The organism is Streptomyces sp. RLB3-17 (genome assembly GCF_007113425.2).
Lineage (GTDB): Bacteria > Actinomycetota > Actinomycetes > Streptomycetales > Streptomycetaceae > Streptomyces > Streptomyces mirabilis_D.
Genome location: NZ_CP041610.2, coordinates 5,839,843 through 5,855,640, shown reverse-complemented (window position 1 = coordinate 5,855,640; position 15,798 = coordinate 5,839,843). Strand labels below are relative to the sequence as shown.

Here is a 15,798-nt window from a genome sequence, read left to right as displayed (position 1 = left end):
ACTCCGACCAGCACCCCGGCCAACCCCACCCCGGCCCGCCCCCGAACCCGCACCGGAGACATGGAAAAGGGCCCATCGTCTTGACGATGAGCCCTTTTCGCTGGTGCGCGAGGGGGGAGTTGAACCCCCACGCCCTTGCGGGCACTGGAACCTGAATCCAGCGCGTCTGCCTATTCCGCCACCCGCGCATTGGGTGTGTCTTTGGTCTCTCACCGAGCGGTGTGAGCGCCTGTCGACATGCAGAAGATTAGCACGCTGTCCGGGGTGGAATCACATCCCTTTCCACGGCCACAGGCCCCGCCGGCACCGCACGTCTCAGGCCTAACCGGTTCACGTATCAACCTCGTACCGGTCCAGGCCATCTCTCCAGGAGCAGGGCAGGGTGCACAGTCAGGTGCGGGACACTGGTCTCGGAGCGCCTCTACGATCCTTGGCAGGAGTAGTGCCGGGAAGTGTTCGAAGAGGGGCACCTGAGGGAACTTCGGGAAGGGACTTCGGAAGGCGTCGACACCCGTCGACAGGGCCGACAGGGGGAACCAGCCGATTTCCCGACGCGTGGATACGATCAGTAAGCAGTACCAGCAGGACCAGGACGACTACGGCAGGCCGTGCGACACGGCGGGCCGTACGCAGCACGACATGGACAGCAGGCAGAACCAGGACGGCTACGAAGGAGGAGGTGCCCCATGGGAGTCCTGAAGAAGTTCGAGCAGCGTCTCGAAGGTCTGGTCAACGGCACCTTCGCCAAGGTGTTCAAGTCCGAGGTCCAGCCCGTGGAGATCGCCGGAGCACTGCAGCGCGAGTGCGACAACAACGCCACGATCTGGAACCGCGACCGGACCGTCGTACCCAACGACTTCATCGTGGAGCTGAGCACGCCGGACTTCGAGCGCCTCAGCCCCTACTCCGGCCAGCTCGGCGACGAACTCGCCGGGATGGTGCGCGACTACGCCAAGCAGCAGCGCTACACCTTCATGGGCCCCATCAAGGTGCACCTGGAGAAGGCGGACGACCTCGACACCGGTCTCTACCGGGTGCGCAGCCGTACACTCGCCTCCTCCACCGACCAGCAGGCCCCCGAGCGTGCCCCGGCGGGCCCGCCTCCCGGCCGGCCCGGTGGCTACGGCTATCCGGCTGCCGCCCCGAGCGCGGGTCCCACGGGCGCTCCCCCGATGCCGTCCGCGCCGCCTCCCGGCGTGCGCCCCGGCCCCACGCCGATGGGCTCCCGGCCCGGCGCGGCTCCGGGCCCGGCGGCCGGCGGCCGCATGCGGCACTGGATCGAGATCAATGGCGCCCGCCATCAGATCTCCCGCCCGACGCTGGTGCTGGGTCGCAGCACCGAAGCCGACGTGCGGATCGACGACCCCGGCGTATCCCGCCGGCACTGTGAGATCCGGACCGGAACGCCCTCGACGATCCAGGATCTCGGGTCCACCAACGGCATCGTGGTGGACGGGCAGCACACCACCCGCGCTACGCTCCGCGACGGCTCGCGGATCGTCGTGGGCAGCACCACCATCATTTACCGGCAAGCCGAAGGGTGAAGCGGGGGCAATGTCAGAGCTGACCCTCACGGTCATGCGGCTGGGTTTCCTGGCCGTACTGTGGCTGTTCGTGATCGTGGCCGTGCAGGTCATCCGCAGCGACCTGTTCGGAACGCGCGTCACACAGCGCGGCTCGCGCAGGGACGCCTCCAGGCCGCAGCAGGCCGCGCGCCAGGCCACACCACCTCCGCAGCGCCAGCAAGCGGCGCCGCCGAGCGGCGGCGGTGGCCGACAGCGCCGCGGCGCCCCCACCAAGCTGGTCGTCTCCGAAGGCACTCTCACGGGCACGACCGTCGCGCTGCAGGGGCAGACCATCACCCTGGGCCGCGCGCACGACAGCACCATCGTGCTGGACGACGACTACGCGTCCAGCCGCCATGCCAGGATCTACCCGGACCGGGACGGCCAGTGGATCGTCGAGGACCTCGGCTCCACCAATGGCACGTATCTCGACCGGAGCCGACTGACGACTCCCACGCCCGTCCCGCTGGGCGCGCCGATCCGCATCGGCAAGACCGTCATCGAGCTGCGGAAGTAGTACGACAATGAGCGAGCGGAGCGAGCACGCAGCAGCGGTCCACACGACGGACCCCGGCGCGCTCCCGACCGGAGGGTGGGCACCGTGCGGATGTACCCGGAGCCGACGGGCGAGGTGCGCATGAGTCTGTCACTGCGCTTCGCCGCCGGATCGCACAAAGGCATGATCCGCGAGGGCAACGAGGACTCCGGTTACGCCGGTCCCCGCCTGCTCGCGATCGCCGACGGTATGGGCGGCCAGGCCGCCGGTGAGGTCGCCTCCTCCGAGGTGATCTCCACCATCGTCGCGCTCGACGACGACGTCCCGGGCTCCGACATCCTCACCTCGCTGGGCACCGCCGTACAGCGTGCCAACGACCAGCTGCGGATGATGGTCGAGGAGGACCCCCAGCTGGAGGGCATGGGGACCACCCTCACCGCGCTCCTGTGGACCGGTCAGCGCCTCGGCCTCGTGCACGTCGGCGACTCGCGCGCGTACCTCCTGCGTGACGGCGTCCTCACGCAGATCACCCAGGACCACACGTGGGTGCAGCGCCTCGTCGACGAGGGCCGCATCACCGAGGAGGAAGCCACCACCCACCCGCAGCGCTCCCTCCTGATGCGCGCGCTGGGCAGCGGCGACCACGTCGAGCCGGACCTCTCCATCCGCGAAGTCCGCGCCGGCGACCGCTACTTGATCTGCTCCGACGGCCTGTCCGGCGTCGTCTCCCATCAGACGATGGAGGACACCCTCGCCAGCTACCAGGGCCCGCAGGAGACCGTCCAGAACCTCATCGAGCTCGCGCTGCGCGGCGGCGGCCCCGACAACATCACCGTCATCGTCGCCGACGTCCTCGACATCGACTCCGGCGACACCCTCGCCGTCCAGCTCTCCGACACCCCGGTCGTGGTCGGCGCGGTCGCCGAGAACCAGCACCAGCTGCACGACAACGGCGCCATGCAGACCCCCGCGGGCCGCGCCTCCAGCCTCGGCCGTCCGGTGCCCGGACAGGGCGGTGGCGGCGAGTTCGGCCCGCCCGGCAGCGGCGACACCACCGGGTACGTCTCCACGGGCGGCTACGGCGACTACTCCGACGAGGACTTCGTCAAGCCGAGCGCCGGACGCAAGTGGCTGAAGAGATCCCTCTACACCGCGCTGGCCCTCGCCGTCATCGGCGGCGGTCTGTACGGCGGCTACCGGTGGACGCAGACGCAGTACTACGTCGGCGCCCAGGACCAGCACGTCGCGCTGTACCGCGGGATCAGCCAGGACCTGGCCTGGGTCTCGCTCTCGAAGGTGGAGAAGGATCACCCCGAGATCGAACTCAAGTACCTGCCGCCGTACCAGCAGAAGCAGGTCAAGGCGACGATCACGGAGGGCGGCCTCCAGGACGCCCAGAAGAAGATCGGCGAGCTCGCCACACAGGCCTCCGCGTGCAAGAAGGACGCCGAGCGCCGCGCCGTCGACAGCCAGAACAGCACGAAGACCGGCACGGGCCAGGCAGGTGGAACCACGGGAACCACAACCACCTCTCGGACGTCCAAGGCCACGTCCAGCCCGTCCGCCACGCCGAACCCATCCAGCTCGGCACCGTCTTCGAAACCGTCCACCTCCGCCGCAGCCACTCCCACACCCGGCCCCAGCCTCTCCGACGAGGAGCAGAAGCTGGTCTCGCTGTGCGGTAAGCAGTAAGAAGCCGTGAGGGGCCCTGTCACACCATGAGCAGTAGTACGAACACGCCGACGCACCACACATCGACCATCGGTTCGATCGGCACACCGAGCCGACGCAACACCGAGTTGGCGCTGCTGGTGTTCGCCGTCCTCATCCCGGTCTTCGCGTACGCCAACGTGGGCCTGGCCATCGATGAGAAGGTGCCGGCCGGCCTGCTGAGCTACGGCCTCGGCCTCGGCCTGATCGCGGGCGTCGCCCATCTCGGCGTCCGCAAGTTCGCGCCGTACGCCGACCCGCTGCTGCTGCCGCTGGCGACGCTGCTCAACGGCCTCGGCCTGGTGATGATCTGGCGCCTCGACCAGTCCAAGCTGCTCCAGTCGCTGCCCAACTTCGTCCAGGCGGCACCCCGCCAGCTGATGTACACCGCGCTGGGCATCGGTCTGTTCGTCGCCGTGCTGATCTTCCTGAAGGACCACCGCGTCCTGCAGCGCTACACCTACATCTCCATGTTCGGCGCGCTGATCCTGCTCCTGCTGCCGCTGGTCCCCGGTCTCGGCGCCAACATCTACGGCGCCAAGATCTGGATCTCGATCCCCGGTCTGGGCACCCTCCAGCCCGGTGAGTTCGCGAAGATCATCCTCGCGGTCTTCTTCGCCGGCTACCTCATGGTGAAGCGCGACGCGCTGGCCCTCGCCAGCCGCCGTTTCATGGGCCTCTATCTGCCGCGCGGCCGCGACCTCGGCCCGATCCTGGTCGTCTGGTTCGTCTCCATCCTGATCCTGGTCTTCGAGACCGACCTCGGTACCTCGCTGCTGTTCTTCGGCATGTTCGTGATCATGCTGTACGTCGCCACGGAGCGGACCAGCTGGATCGTCTTCGGTCTGCTGATGTCGGCGGCCGGCGCGGTCGGCGTCGCCTCCTTCGAGCCGCACGTCCAGCAGCGTGTCCAGGCCTGGCTCGACCCCATGCACGAGTTCATGCTGAGCAGGCAGGGCGTCGGCGGACACACCGAGCAGTCCATGCAGGCCCTGTGGGCCTTCGGCTCCGGCGGCACGCTCGGCACCGGATGGGGACAGGGCCACTCCGAACTCATCCGGTTCGCCGCCAACTCCGACTTCATCCTCGCCAGCTTCGGCGAGGAACTGGGCCTGGCGGGGATCATGGCGATCCTGGTCGTCTACGGCCTGATCGTGGAGCGCGGCATCCGTACGGCGCTCGCGGCCCGCGACCCGTTCGGCAAGCTCCTCGCGGTCGGCCTCTCCGGCGGCTTCGCGCTCCAGGTCTTCGTCGTCGCGGGTGGCGTCATGGGCCTGATCCCGCTCACCGGTATGACGATGCCGTTCGTGGCCTACGGAGGCTCCTCCGTCATCGCCAACTGGGCGCTGATGGGCATCCTCATCAGAATCAGCGACACCGCCCGCCGCCCGGCCCCCGCGCCCGCCCCCAGCCCCGACGCCGAGATGACCCAGGTGGTCCGCCCGTGAACAAGCCCCTGCGTCGGATCGCGATCTTCTGCGGGCTCCTCGTCCTCGCCCTGCTGATCCGCGACAACTACGTCCAGTACGTCCAGGCGGACAGCCTGCGGACCAACGCGAACAACCGCCGCGTCGCCATCGAGCGGTACGCCACTCCGCGCGGCGACATCATCGTCGACGGCAACCCGATCACCGGGGCCACCAAGTCGACGAAGAACGGCATCAACGACTTCGAGTACAAGCGCACCTACAAGGACGGCCCCATGTGGGCGCCGGTCACCGGGTACGCCTCGCAGGCCTTCGACGCCTCCCAGCTGGAGAAGCTGGACGACGGCATCCTCACCGGCAACGACGACCGGCTCTTCTTCCGCAACACCCTCGACATGATCACGGGCAAGAAGAAGCAGGGCGGCAACGTCGTCACCACCCTCAACGCCGCCGCGCAGAAGGCGGCGTACGAGGGCCTGCTGAGCCGGGGCAAGGGCGCCGTCGCCGCGATCAACCCGCAGACCGGCGCGATCCTGGCGCTGGCCTCGACTCCGTCGTACGACCCCTCGACCTTCGCCGGAACCTCCGGGAGCGACGAGAAGGCCTGGAACAAGCTCCAGAAGAAGAACAACCCCGACGAGCCGATGCTCAACCGGGCGCTGCGCGAGACCTACCCGCCGGGCTCCACCTTCAAGGTGGTCACCGCGGCGGCGGCGCTGGAGAACGGCCTGTACAAGTCCGCGGACGAGAACACGGACTCGCCACTGCCGTACACCCTGCCGAACACCACCACCGAGCTGAAGAACGAGGGGAACATCCCCTGCAAGAACGCCACCATGCGCGTGGCGCTCAAGGTGTCCTGCAACACGGTCTTCGGCAAGATCGGCGCCGACCTCGGCACGGACAAGATGCTCGCGGAGGCCGAGAAGTTCGGCTTCAACTCCGAGCAGCTCACGCCGGTGCGTTCCAACGCCTCCGTCTTCCCCAAGTCGATGGACAAGCCGCATACCGCGCTCAGCTCCATCGGCCAGTTCGAGACCGCCGCGACCCCGCTGCAGATGGCCATGGTGGCCTCCGCCGTCGCCAACAACGGCACGCTCATGAAGCCGTACATGGTCGACAAGCTGCAGGCCCCGAACCTGGACGTCATCTCGCAGACCGACCCGCAGAAGATGAGCCAGCCGCTCTCCCAGTCGAACGCCCAGATCCTGCAGTCGATGATGGAGACGGTCGTCAAGGAGGGCACGGGTACCAAGGCGCAGATCTCCGGCGTCACCGTGGGCGGCAAGACCGGTACCGCCCAGCACGGTGTCGCGAACAGCGAGAAGCCGTACGCGTGGTTCATCTCATATGCCAAGCTCCCCGACGGCAGCTCGCCGGTCGCCGTGGCCGTCGTGGTCGAGGACGGCGCCGCGAACCGTGGAGACATCACGGGCGGTGGTCTCGCCGCCCCCATCGCGAGGAGCGTGATGAAGGCAGTCATCGACAGCAAGAAGTGACCCCTGTCACGTCCCCTTCACATCGGTGCACGTTGCGATACCGGTCCTGTATCGGGTGACGGGCTTGGCCAGGTCACAGAAGCCGAGCCGGGTACGGTATGCCCGGACGGCACACCGCCGGACCACACATGCGTGCGGTCGGGACCGACGGAGAGGGCTGGTAGGTAGCTATGGAAGAGCCGCGTCGCCTCGGCGGCCGGTACGAGCTGGGCCAGGTGCTCGGCCGTGGTGGCATGGCGGAGGTACATCTCGCCCATGACACCCGGCTCGGCCGCACCGTGGCGGTGAAGACGCTGCGAGCCGACCTCGCACGCGATCCGTCGTTCCAGGCCCGGTTCCGCCGGGAGGCCCAGTCGGCCGCCTCGCTCAACCATCCCGCGATCGTCGCCGTGTACGACACGGGTGAGGACTACATCGAGGGCATCTCCATCCCGTACATCGTGATGGAGTACGTCGACGGGTCCACGCTGCGCGAGCTGCTGCACTCGGGCCGCAGACTGCTCCCCGAGCGGTCCATGGAGATGACCATCGGCATCCTCCAGGCCCTCGAGTACTCCCACCGCGCCGGAATCGTCCACCGCGACATCAAGCCGGCCAACGTCATGCTGACGCGCAACGGCCAGGTCAAGGTCATGGACTTCGGCATCGCCCGCGCCATGGGTGACTCCGGCATGACGATGACGCAGACCGCCGCGGTCATCGGCACCGCCCAGTACCTCTCCCCGGAGCAGGCGAAGGGCGAGCAGGTCGACGCGCGCTCGGACCTCTATTCGACCGGTTGCCTCCTCTACGAGCTGCTGACCGTACGCCCGCCCTTCGTGGGCGACTCCCCGGTCGCGGTCGCGTACCAGCACGTACGCGAGGAGCCGCAGCCGCCGTCGGTCTTCGACCCCGAGATCACGCCCGAGATGGACGCGATCGTCCTGAAGGCACTGGTCAAGGACCCGGACTACCGCTATCAGTCGGCCGACGAGATGCGCCAGGACATCGAGGCCTGCCTCGATGGCCAGCCCGTCGCCGCCACGGCCGCCATGGGCTCCGTGGGCTACGGCGGCTACCCGGACGACCAGGCCACCACGGCGCTGCGCTCCACGGACGCCCAGGCCACGTCCATGCTGCCCCCGATGAACCCGGACGACGGCGGCTACGGCTACAACAGCTACGACGACCGTCCGGCCCGCCGCCGCCAGCAGAAGAAATCGAACACCTCGACGATTTTGCTGGTCGTGGCGGGTGTGCTGGTCCTGGTCGGCGCGATCCTGATCGGGAAGTGGATGTTCGGGGGCAGCGGGGTGAGCAACAACAGCGTCACCGTTCCCAACCTCGTCAGCCAGACGCAGAAGGAAGCCACCCAGCTGGCCACCAACGCCGAGCTGAAGGTTTCGATCACCAAGAAACCCTGCGAGAACGAGAAGACGGGCAACGTCTGCGACCAGGACCCGAAGGCGGGCGTGAAGGCCACCAAGGGCGACACCATCAACCTGGTGGTGTCCACGGGAGCGCCCAAGGTCGCGGTGCCCAGCGTCCTCGGCAAGAGTCTGGACGAGGCCAGGACGATCCTCGAGGGCGACGGCTACCAGTTCCAGGTCAAGACGAAGGCCCAGGAGTCCACGGAGACCCCGGACACCGTCCTGGAGCAGTCCGTGCCGCTCGGCAAGGAGGTGGAGAAGGGATCGACGATCACTCTCACCATCGCCAAGGCTGTCGAGAAGTCCACGGTCCCGGACGTCACCGGCAAGTCGTGTGACGAGGCCAAGGCCGCGATGACGGCCAACAACCTCGTCGGCACCTGCAGCCAGATCGACGTGACCGACCCGAACCAGGCCGACAAGGTCGTCTCGACCGTTCCGGCGATCGGCAGCTCGGCCGACAAGAACTCCAACGTGAACATCCAGATCGGCAAGGCGCAGGCCCAGCCCTTCCAGATGCCGCAGGTGACCCAGATGACCCTTGCCCAGGCCAAGCAGATCCTGGCGCAGAACAATCTCCAACTCGGCAACGTCGCAGGCTCGACGGACGACAACGCCACGGTGCTCGCCAGCGATCCGCAGCAGGGCGCGCAGGTGACGGCGGGCCAGAAGGTCAACCTCATCGCGGCCAATTCCGGGCAGAACGGCGGCGGCAACAACGGCGGCGGCAACGGCTTGTTCGGCGGTCTCACCGGAGGCTGACGCAGCGGTTGGAACAGCGGTCGAACGAACTGTGCCCCGCCCGGGAATCCTCCCGGGCGGGGCACAGTTCGTTCGGGTTCGGGTTCGGGTTCGGTCGAGTCGTTTGACCGGCCGCCTCAGCCCAGTTCCTTCGGCGGCGTGCGCGCGCTGTCCACCTTCTGCACGCGCTCCAGCTCGCCCCACACGATGTAGCGGTACTCCGACGTGTAGACCGGCGTGCAGGTCGTCAGGGTGATGAAGTGGCCCGGCTTCGTCCTGCCCGACTGCTTCGGGACCGACTGGAGGACCTTGACGTTGTACTTCGAGGTCTCCGGGAGGATCGAGAAGACCTTGTAGACGTACCAGTCGTCCTTGGTCTCGAAGACGATCGGGTCGCCCTTCTTTATCTTGTCGATGTTGTGGAACTTGGCGCCGTGGCCGTCGCGGTGGGCGGCGAGCGTGAAGTTGCCCGTCTTGTCGGTCATCGGCAGCGTCGCCTTGACGGGGTCGATGTAGTAGCCGGCGACGCCGTCGTTGAGGACCTTCGTGGAGGTGCCCTTCTCGACCAGCACCTCGCCGTTCTTCATGGACGGAACGTGCAGGAAGCCGATGCCGTCCTTGGTGTCCAGCGCACCCGGGCCGCCCTTGTCCTGGGCCCAGTTGTCGCGGACCTTGTCGCCCTGCTTGTCGGCCTTGCGGTCCGCGACGACGTTCGTCCACCACAGCGAGTAGACGACGAACAGGCCGAGCACCAGGCCCGCGGTGATGAGGAGTTCACCCAGGATGCTGACCGCCATCGCGAGCCGGCTCGCTCCACGACGCTTCGGAGCGGCCGTTTCGGCGCCGGCGTCGGCCTCGGCGCGCTCGTCGTGGTCGGTCCTCGCTGCCACTGTGCATCTGCCCCGTCTGATCTGTCTCAGGTTGTCTCACGTGCTGGTGCCCGACGGGGCTCCTATCCGAGGAGCGCGTCCGGCTTGCCCTTGCTGCGCGGGCGTTCCTCGACCATCTTGCCCCACACGATCATGCGGTAGGTGCTGGTGAATTCCGGCGTGCAGGTGGTCAGTGTGATGTAGCGGCCCGGCGCCGTGAAACCGGACCCCTGGGGGATCGGGTCCAGCACCTTCGTGTTCGACGGGGACGTCACCGGCAGGATCGACGTCATCTTGTAGACGAAGTAGTCGTCCTGGGTCTCGACCACGATGGAGTCGCCGGGCTTGAGCCGGTTGATGTAGCGGAACGGTTCGCCGTGCGTGTTGCGGTGCCCCGCGAGTCCGAAGTTGCCGGTCTTGGCGTCCGGCATCGCCGTCTTCAGGGCTCCCTCGCCGTAGTGACCCACCATTCCGCGGTCGAGGACCTTCGTCTTGCTGGTGCCCTCGGCGATCGGAGCGACCACGTCCAGCTTCGGGATGTGCAGGATGGCGAAACCCTGTCCCGGCTCGAACGTCCCCGGACTCCGCTTGCCGCTCGCCCAGTCCTCCTGGAGGTGGTGCGCGGCACTGCCCGCCTGCTGGTGCGCCCGCACGTTCGACCACCACAACTGGTAGGTCACGAACAGCAGCATCAGGACGCCGGTGGTGATGAACACCTCGCCGATCACCCGGCTGACGAGGACGGCCGCACCGGGCTTCTGCGCGCGCGCCGCCCTCCGGGCCTGAACACGGCTCAGGGGCGCCTGAGCGGCCTTCTCCGCCGACTCCGCCGACTCCTGGGCACCCGGGGACTCCTGGGGCTCCTGAGCCCCTCCGTGGCGCCCGTGGCGTCGCGCCGCCTTGCGCCGCGCCGCACGGCCCCCGGGAGCGGGCATCCCCTCGTTCGTGGTCCGACCCGCCAACTGCTCGGCCCTGCGCCGCGCCTCGGAGACCTCCGAGGCCCGCAGCGCCACGGTCTCGTCGTCCAGCTTCGAAGCCGCGCCGACCGGTTCGGCGTACAGGGGCATGGGTCTGGTGAGCGGTGCGTCGTAGGCGGGAGCGGGATCCTGGGCACCCCCCGGCGCCCCCTGCCAGTTCCGCGCGTAGGCCTCGGGGCCGTCCACGGCGTACTGGTGCTGTCCCTGCCCGGACCACTCCTGCCCGAGCCCGCCGGGCCGCGCGGCGCCCCTGGAGCCCGGCAGCGGATCGGTGAGCGGATCCGCGAGCTGCTCGACCGCGGCCTCGAACGCGCCGGGCCCCCCGTACGGCTGCTGCCCGTACGAGGACCCGTCGTCTCCGGTGCCGCCGTAGGCGGCGCCGGACTCGCGCTCGGGGCGCAGGGCGGTCACGCCGTGGCCCTGCCCACCACCGGGGCGAGCCCCACCGACCTCGCCACGGCACCCTGGTCGCCGCACTCCACCAGCCAGTTGGCGAGCATCCGGTGACCGTGCTCGGTCAGCACCGACTCGGGATGGAACTGCACACCCTCGACCGGGAGTTCACGGTGACGCAGCCCCATGATGATCCCGTCGTGGGTACGGGCGGTGACCTCCAGCTCGGCCGGCACCGTCGCCGGCTCGGCGGCCAGCGAGTGGTAGCGGGTCGCGGTGAAAGGGGACGGCAGTCCGGCGAAGACACCTCTGCCCTCGTGCTCCACCAACGACGTCTTGCCGTGCAGCAGCTCGGGCGCCTGGTCCACGACACCGCCGTACGCCACCTGCATCGACTGCATGCCGAGGCAGACGCCGAAGACGGGGACACCCGTGTCCGCGCAGTGGCGGACCATGTCGACGCAGACGCCGGCCTGCTCGGGAGCGCCGGGGCCGGGTGACAGCAGTACGCCGTCGAATCCGTCCTGGGCGTGCGCGGTCGAGACCTCGTCGTTGCGCAGCACCTCGCACTCGGCGCCGAGCTGGTACAGGTACTGGACCAGGTTGAAGACGAAGCTGTCGTAGTTGTCGACGACGAGAATCCGCGCGCTCACTGGTTGTTCACCGTCACATCGTTGAAGGGGAGCAGCGGTTCGGCCCACGGGAAGACGTACTGGAAAAGTACGTAGACCACCGCGAGGACGAGCACGAGTGAGATCAGCGCCTTCACCCATGCGTTACCCGGCAAATGCCGCCAGATGAAGCCGTACATGCTGTCCCTTCCGTCGCATCACGGCACCAGAGCCACGCCCTACACCATCGGACCCACGCCGTACGGGACCAGACTAACGGCGTAGCGCCTGAGGTTTCCCGGCCTCCACGGGCTGCGTGGAATCCAGGTGGGCCCAGACGATCAGCCGGTGGCTGTGTCCCCACTCCGGATCGCACGTGGTCAGCGTGAGATAGCGGCCCGGAGCCGTATACCCGGACTTACGTGGCACAGGATCGATCACCTCAACGTCCGTGGGCACTGTTTTGTAGGGGCCTTTGTCGATCCGATACGTGAACCAGGTCGTCCCGTCGGTCAGCACCACCGCGTCCCCCCTGCGCAGCTGGGGAAAGTCCTTGAACGGGTCGCCGTACGTGCGCCGGTGCCCCGCGACGGCGAAGTTCCCCTCCTGCCCGAGCTGGGCCGTCCCCCGGTAATGTCCGAGCCCCTTCTGCAGGACGCTCGTGCCGGTGCCTTCGAGTACGGGCTTGTTCCACGTGAAACCAAGACGGGGGATGTACATCACCGCGAAGGGCTTGCCGTAGGCGTAGGGGCCCGGGGCCTTCGGGCTCTCGGTCGTTCTCGCCGTCGGCGTCTTCGGGTTCCCGGTTGCCGGGGTGGTCGCAGGAGCCTTCGACTGCTGCGCGACCGATCCCTTCGACCACTGCTTCTGGAGCTGGTCGATCTGGTGGTTCATCTCGCTGTCGGCCTTCACGCCCGTCCAGAACAGGACGTAGACCACGAAGAGCACGATGAGCGTGCCGATGGTGATGCACAGTTCGCTCACTGTCCGGACGAGCACTCGCACCGACACGGGACCCCCAGCGGCAGCTGCTTCAGCCACTACTCCACAGGTTTTGCGTAGTGGAGATCCACTGTGCCCGAGTAGCCGGGAAGAGTCACCGTCCCGTTCTCCTCGACTTTCCAGCCGAGCCCGTAGACGTTGACGTACACCATGTAGTTCTGGATCGCCGGAGAGTCGGCGAGGGCCTTCTGGAGCTTCTGGGGGTCACCGATCGCGGTGATCTTGTACGGGGGCGAGTAGACGCGGCCCTGGAGGATCAGGGTGTTGCCGACACACCGCACGGCGCTGGTGGAGATCAGCCGCTGGTCCATCACCTTGATGCCCTGGGCGCCACCCAGCCACAGGGCGTTCACCACGGCCTGCAGGTCCTGCTGGTGGATGACCAGGTAATCGGGCTGCGGCTCGGGGTAGCCGGGCAGCTTGGCCGTGGCGTTCGGCGGCGCGTCGTTGAGGGTGACCGTGACGGCCTTGCCCCTGAGCTTCTGGGTGCCGGTGTTCTTCTCCAGTGCGGCGAGCTTGGCGGTGTCGGCCTTGCTGCCGCCGTTCTCCCGCCTGGCGAGCGTGTCGACCTGGTCACGCAGGACGCCGTTGGTCTCGTCCAGCGACGCGTTCTTGTGGCTGCGCTCCTGAATGAGGTCGGAAAGCTTCAGCAACGACGCGTCCGTGCGGATATTGGTGCCCTTGGCCGTGTTGAAGCTGGTGAAGAAAATCAGCCCGGCGAGCGCGAAGACGGCGACGGTGAGTACACGTACGGGCCGGAAACGGCGCGTAACGGCAGGACTGGAACCCGTCCCGGGGGAGTCGGCAGAATTGCTCAACGTACCCTTATCTCCTTCGGCGCCGCGGAAGCACTACGCTAACGGACGCCCGGGGGAGCACTCAGTGTCCCCTTGTACGCTGCCCCGGAGCCCGCCCCAGTTCCCTGCGCGGCCACGCAGCGCATCGACAGGAGAGACCCTCGTGCCGAAGTCACGTATCCGCAAGAAGGCCGACTACACGCCGCCCCCGGCGAAGCAGGCGACCAACATCAAGCTGACCAGTCGCGGCTGGGTCGCACCGGTCATGCTGGCCATGTTCCTCATCGGCCTCGCCTGGATCGTCATCTTCTACGTGACGGACGGCTCGCTGCCCATCGACGCCCTCGGCAACTGGAACATCGTGGTCGGCTTCGGCTTCATCGCGGCGGGATTCGGCGTCTCCACGCAGTGGAAGTAGCTCTGCCCAGGGTTATCCACTGAGTTATCCACAAGAGTTTTCCACAGGTGGAAAACTAAGACGATCTGTGGATAACTCATCCGGGGTTGACGCCGGTGTGACTGACCTACCGGGATCCGCAAACCTGTTCGCCCCCTGTCCGACCTGCGAAAACTCGGGTCAGTGACAGGGGGCACAGCTGTTCCCACACAGCGTGCACAAGATCCGCCACGATCTGTGGACAACATCGCTCTCGAAGGCTTCTCAAGTGAGCCGAGCGGCACCTCAGGTGAGCTGAGCCGTCCTGACCAGCGTCGCGACGACCACCGCGGCCAGGACCACGGCACACACCCCGTACTGGATCAGGGTCCGCCGCTCGCGCGGGGCGTGGACCATGGCGTAGCCGACGACGACACCGCCGACGAGTCCACCGATGTGGGCCTGCCAGGCGATGTTGCTCCACCCGAAGGTGAAGATCAGGTTGATCACCAGCAGGGCGATCACGGGGCGCATGTCGTAGTTGAGCCGGCGCATCAGGACGGCGGTCGCGCCGAAGAGGCCGAAGATCGCGCCGGAGGCGCCCAGCGAGGGCTGGTTCGGCGCGGCCACGAGGTAGGTGAGCGCGCTGCCCGCGAGACCGGAGACGAGGTAGAGGGCGAGATAGCGGGCACGGCCGAGGGCCGCTTCCAGGGGGCCGCCGATCCACCACAGGCTGAGCATGTTGAACAGGATGTGGATATAGCTGCCGTGCAGGAACATCACCGTCAGCATGCGGTACCACTGGCCCTCCGCGACGCCCTCGACCGAGCCGAGCAGCGGGACGTACGCGCGGCCGATGAGGTCGAAGCGGTCGGTGAAGCGGTCGCCCACCGACAGCTGGACCAGGAAGACGGCGAGGTTGAGCCCGATCAGGATCTTGGTGACGAGCCGGGGGTCCGCGGTGACGGTGCCGCCCGCGAGGGTGCGGGGCTGTGAGGCCGACGGCGCGTGGCCCGTACCGGAGCCGGCGCGGACGCACTCGGGGCACTGGAAGCCCACGGAGGCACTGATCATGCACTCGGGGCAGATGGGGCGCTCGCAGCGGGTGCAGCGCACGCCGGTTTCACGATCCGGATGCCGGTAGCAGGTGGGCAGGGCCCGGGCGTCCTGATGTCCCTGGTCCTGCGGGCCCTGCGGGTTGCCTGGCGCCTGGTCCATGGGGTCCCCTCAATCCGGTCGTACGCAATGCACCGCCCCGCCCATCCTTACGGATGAGCGGGGCGTTTGGTTCCCTGCGGGAGCCCTCGGACCTTCAAGTCCTTGGGTCTCAGCCTCGCGGAGCGGGTCTCAGCCCTTGCGGGTCTCGACGACGACCGACTCGATGACGACGTCGTTGACCGGGCGGTCGGTGCGCGGGTTGGTCTGGGTGCTCGCGATGGCGTCCACGACCTTCTGGCTGGCCGCGTTGGTGACCTCGCCGAAGATGGTGTGCTTGCGGGTCAGCCAGGCCGTCGGGGAGACGGTGATGAAGAACTGCGAGCCGTTGGTACCGGGGCCGGCGTTGGCCATGGCCAGCAGGTACGGCTTGTCGAAGGCGAGCTCCGGGTGGAATTCGTCCTCGAACTGGTAACCGGGGCCGCCGGTGCCGTTGCCCAGCGGGTCACCGCCCTGGATCATGAATCCGCTGATCACCCGGTGGAAGACCGTGCCGTCGTAGAGCTTGTCGGTGGACTTCTCACCCGTCTCCGGGTTGATCCACTCACGCTCGCCCGTGGCAAGCTCGACGAAGTTCCGGACCGTCTTGGGCGCGTGGTTCGGCAGAAGCCGGACTTCGATGTCGCCTTGGTTGGTCTTCAGGGTGGCGTAAAGCTGCTCAGCCACGATCTGCCTTCCGTTGCCTTCTTTTGACCCCCCGATCCTCGCACG

General features: G+C 67.7%; 16 protein-coding genes and 1 tRNA gene. 8 read left to right on the top strand and 9 right to left on the bottom strand.

Going from position 1 to position 15,798, the window contains the following annotated elements:
* Positions 1-101 precede the first annotated feature (101 nt).
* Positions 102-188: transfer RNA gene (locus FNV62_RS26595), tRNA-Leu, on the bottom strand.
* A 367-nt stretch (positions 189-555) separates the two neighbouring features.
* Here FNV62_RS26595 and FNV62_RS26590 point away from each other — a divergent pair.
* The 7 genes from FNV62_RS26590 to pknB all read left to right on the top strand — a co-directional run bounded on the left by FNV62_RS26590 (position 556) and on the right by pknB (position 8,868).
* On the top strand, positions 556-699 hold the full coding sequence (locus FNV62_RS26590; RefSeq protein WP_164331756.1) for a hypothetical protein: 144 nt from the start codon (positions 556-558) through the stop codon (positions 697-699).
* Positions 687-1,544 (top strand): FhaA domain-containing protein, encoded by an 858-nt coding sequence (locus FNV62_RS26585; protein ID WP_054236404.1) that lies wholly within the window; start codon positions 687-689, stop codon positions 1,542-1,544. The genes FNV62_RS26590 and FNV62_RS26585 overlap by 13 nt, the downstream gene beginning before the upstream one ends.
* 10 nt (positions 1,545-1,554) lie before the next feature.
* Positions 1,555-2,082, top strand: coding sequence for an FHA domain-containing protein (locus FNV62_RS26580; RefSeq protein ID WP_054236405.1), 528 nt, complete (start codon positions 1,555-1,557; stop codon positions 2,080-2,082).
* A gap of 90 nt (positions 2,083-2,172) precedes the next feature.
* A complete protein-coding gene (locus FNV62_RS26575) occupies positions 2,173-3,753 on the top strand; it encodes a Stp1/IreP family PP2C-type Ser/Thr phosphatase (protein ID WP_054236581.1) in 1,581 nt (526 codons plus the stop codon).
* 26 nt (positions 3,754-3,779) lie between these two features.
* A complete protein-coding gene (locus FNV62_RS26570) occupies positions 3,780-5,219 on the top strand; it encodes an FtsW/RodA/SpoVE family cell cycle protein (RefSeq protein ID WP_097285458.1) in 1,440 nt (479 codons plus the stop codon).
* Positions 5,216-6,697 carry a peptidoglycan D,D-transpeptidase FtsI family protein gene (locus tag FNV62_RS26565; protein ID WP_143602299.1) on the top strand — a complete coding sequence of 494 codons (1,482 nt, stop codon included), beginning with the start codon at positions 5,216-5,218 and terminating at the stop codon, positions 6,695-6,697. The genes FNV62_RS26570 and FNV62_RS26565 overlap by 4 nt, the downstream gene beginning before the upstream one ends.
* Before the next feature lie 170 nt (positions 6,698-6,867).
* Positions 6,868-8,868: a Stk1 family PASTA domain-containing Ser/Thr kinase gene (pknB, locus tag FNV62_RS26560; protein ID WP_054236408.1), complete on the top strand. Its 2,001-nt coding sequence runs from the start codon at positions 6,868-6,870 to the stop codon at positions 8,866-8,868.
* Positions 8,869-8,984: 116 nt separating this feature from the next.
* On the opposite strand, the gene FNV62_RS26555 is transcribed toward pknB, so the two are convergent.
* From FNV62_RS26555 to FNV62_RS26535, 6 genes are all read right to left on the bottom strand, one after another.
* Complete coding sequence (locus FNV62_RS26555; RefSeq protein WP_054236409.1) at positions 8,985-9,737, bottom strand: class E sortase; 753 nt, start codon at positions 9,735-9,737, stop codon at positions 8,985-8,987.
* Between the two features lie 62 nt (positions 9,738-9,799).
* Positions 9,800-11,104, bottom strand: coding sequence for a class E sortase (locus FNV62_RS26550; protein ID WP_143627288.1), 1,305 nt, complete (start codon positions 11,102-11,104; stop codon positions 9,800-9,802).
* Positions 11,101-11,739: an aminodeoxychorismate/anthranilate synthase component II gene (locus FNV62_RS26545; protein ID WP_144315675.1), complete on the bottom strand. Its 639-nt coding sequence runs from the start codon at positions 11,737-11,739 to the stop codon at positions 11,101-11,103. Before FNV62_RS26545 ends, FNV62_RS26550 begins: the two co-directional genes overlap by 4 nt.
* A complete protein-coding gene (locus FNV62_RS54675) occupies positions 11,736-11,897 on the bottom strand; it encodes a hypothetical protein (protein WP_165854063.1) in 162 nt (53 codons plus the stop codon). The genes FNV62_RS26545 and FNV62_RS54675 overlap by 4 nt, the downstream gene beginning before the upstream one ends.
* 73 nt (positions 11,898-11,970) lie before the next feature.
* On the bottom strand, positions 11,971-12,702 hold the full coding sequence (locus tag FNV62_RS26540) for a class E sortase (RefSeq protein ID WP_097289073.1): 732 nt from the start codon (positions 12,700-12,702) through the stop codon (positions 11,971-11,973).
* 35 nt (positions 12,703-12,737) lie between these two features.
* Positions 12,738-13,517: a DUF881 domain-containing protein gene (locus FNV62_RS26535; RefSeq protein ID WP_143602297.1), complete on the bottom strand. Its 780-nt coding sequence runs from the start codon at positions 13,515-13,517 to the stop codon at positions 12,738-12,740.
* A gap of 142 nt (positions 13,518-13,659) precedes the next feature.
* On the opposite strand from FNV62_RS26535, the gene crgA reads away from it, so the two are divergent.
* Positions 13,660-13,914 carry a cell division protein CrgA gene (gene crgA, locus FNV62_RS26530; RefSeq protein ID WP_054236413.1) on the top strand — a complete coding sequence of 85 codons (255 nt, stop codon included), beginning with the start codon at positions 13,660-13,662 and terminating at the stop codon, positions 13,912-13,914.
* A gap of 264 nt (positions 13,915-14,178) precedes the next feature.
* On the opposite strand, the gene FNV62_RS26525 is transcribed toward crgA, so the two are convergent.
* On the bottom strand, positions 14,179-15,090 hold the full coding sequence (locus FNV62_RS26525; RefSeq protein WP_097285454.1) for a rhomboid family intramembrane serine protease: 912 nt from the start codon (positions 15,088-15,090) through the stop codon (positions 14,179-14,181).
* 129 nt (positions 15,091-15,219) lie between these two features.
* Positions 15,220-15,753: a peptidylprolyl isomerase gene (locus tag FNV62_RS26520; protein ID WP_054236415.1), complete on the bottom strand. Its 534-nt coding sequence runs from the start codon at positions 15,751-15,753 to the stop codon at positions 15,220-15,222.
* Positions 15,754-15,798: the final 45 nt, after the last annotated feature.

Bases quoted from the DNA above. Each gene is read 5' to 3' on its own strand.
- FNV62_RS26585 (WP_054236404.1), top strand. From the start codon at position 687: ATGGGAGTCCTGAAGAAGTTCGAGCAGCGTCTCGAAGGTCTGGTCAAC.
- FNV62_RS26580 (WP_054236405.1), top strand. From the start codon at position 1,555: ATGTCAGAGCTGACCCTCACGGTCATGCGGCTGGGTTTCCTGGCCGTA.
- FNV62_RS26575 (WP_054236581.1), top strand. From the start codon at position 2,173: ATGTACCCGGAGCCGACGGGCGAGGTGCGCATGAGTCTGTCACTGCGC.
- FNV62_RS26570 (WP_097285458.1), top strand. From the start codon at position 3,780: ATGAGCAGTAGTACGAACACGCCGACGCACCACACATCGACCATCGGT.
- pknB (WP_054236408.1), top strand. From the start codon at position 6,868: ATGGAAGAGCCGCGTCGCCTCGGCGGCCGGTACGAGCTGGGCCAGGTG.
- FNV62_RS54675 (WP_165854063.1), bottom strand. From the start codon at position 11,897: ATGTACGGCTTCATCTGGCGGCATTTGCCGGGTAACGCATGGGTGAAG.
- FNV62_RS26525 (WP_097285454.1), bottom strand. From the start codon at position 15,090: ATGGACCAGGCGCCAGGCAACCCGCAGGGCCCGCAGGACCAGGGACAT.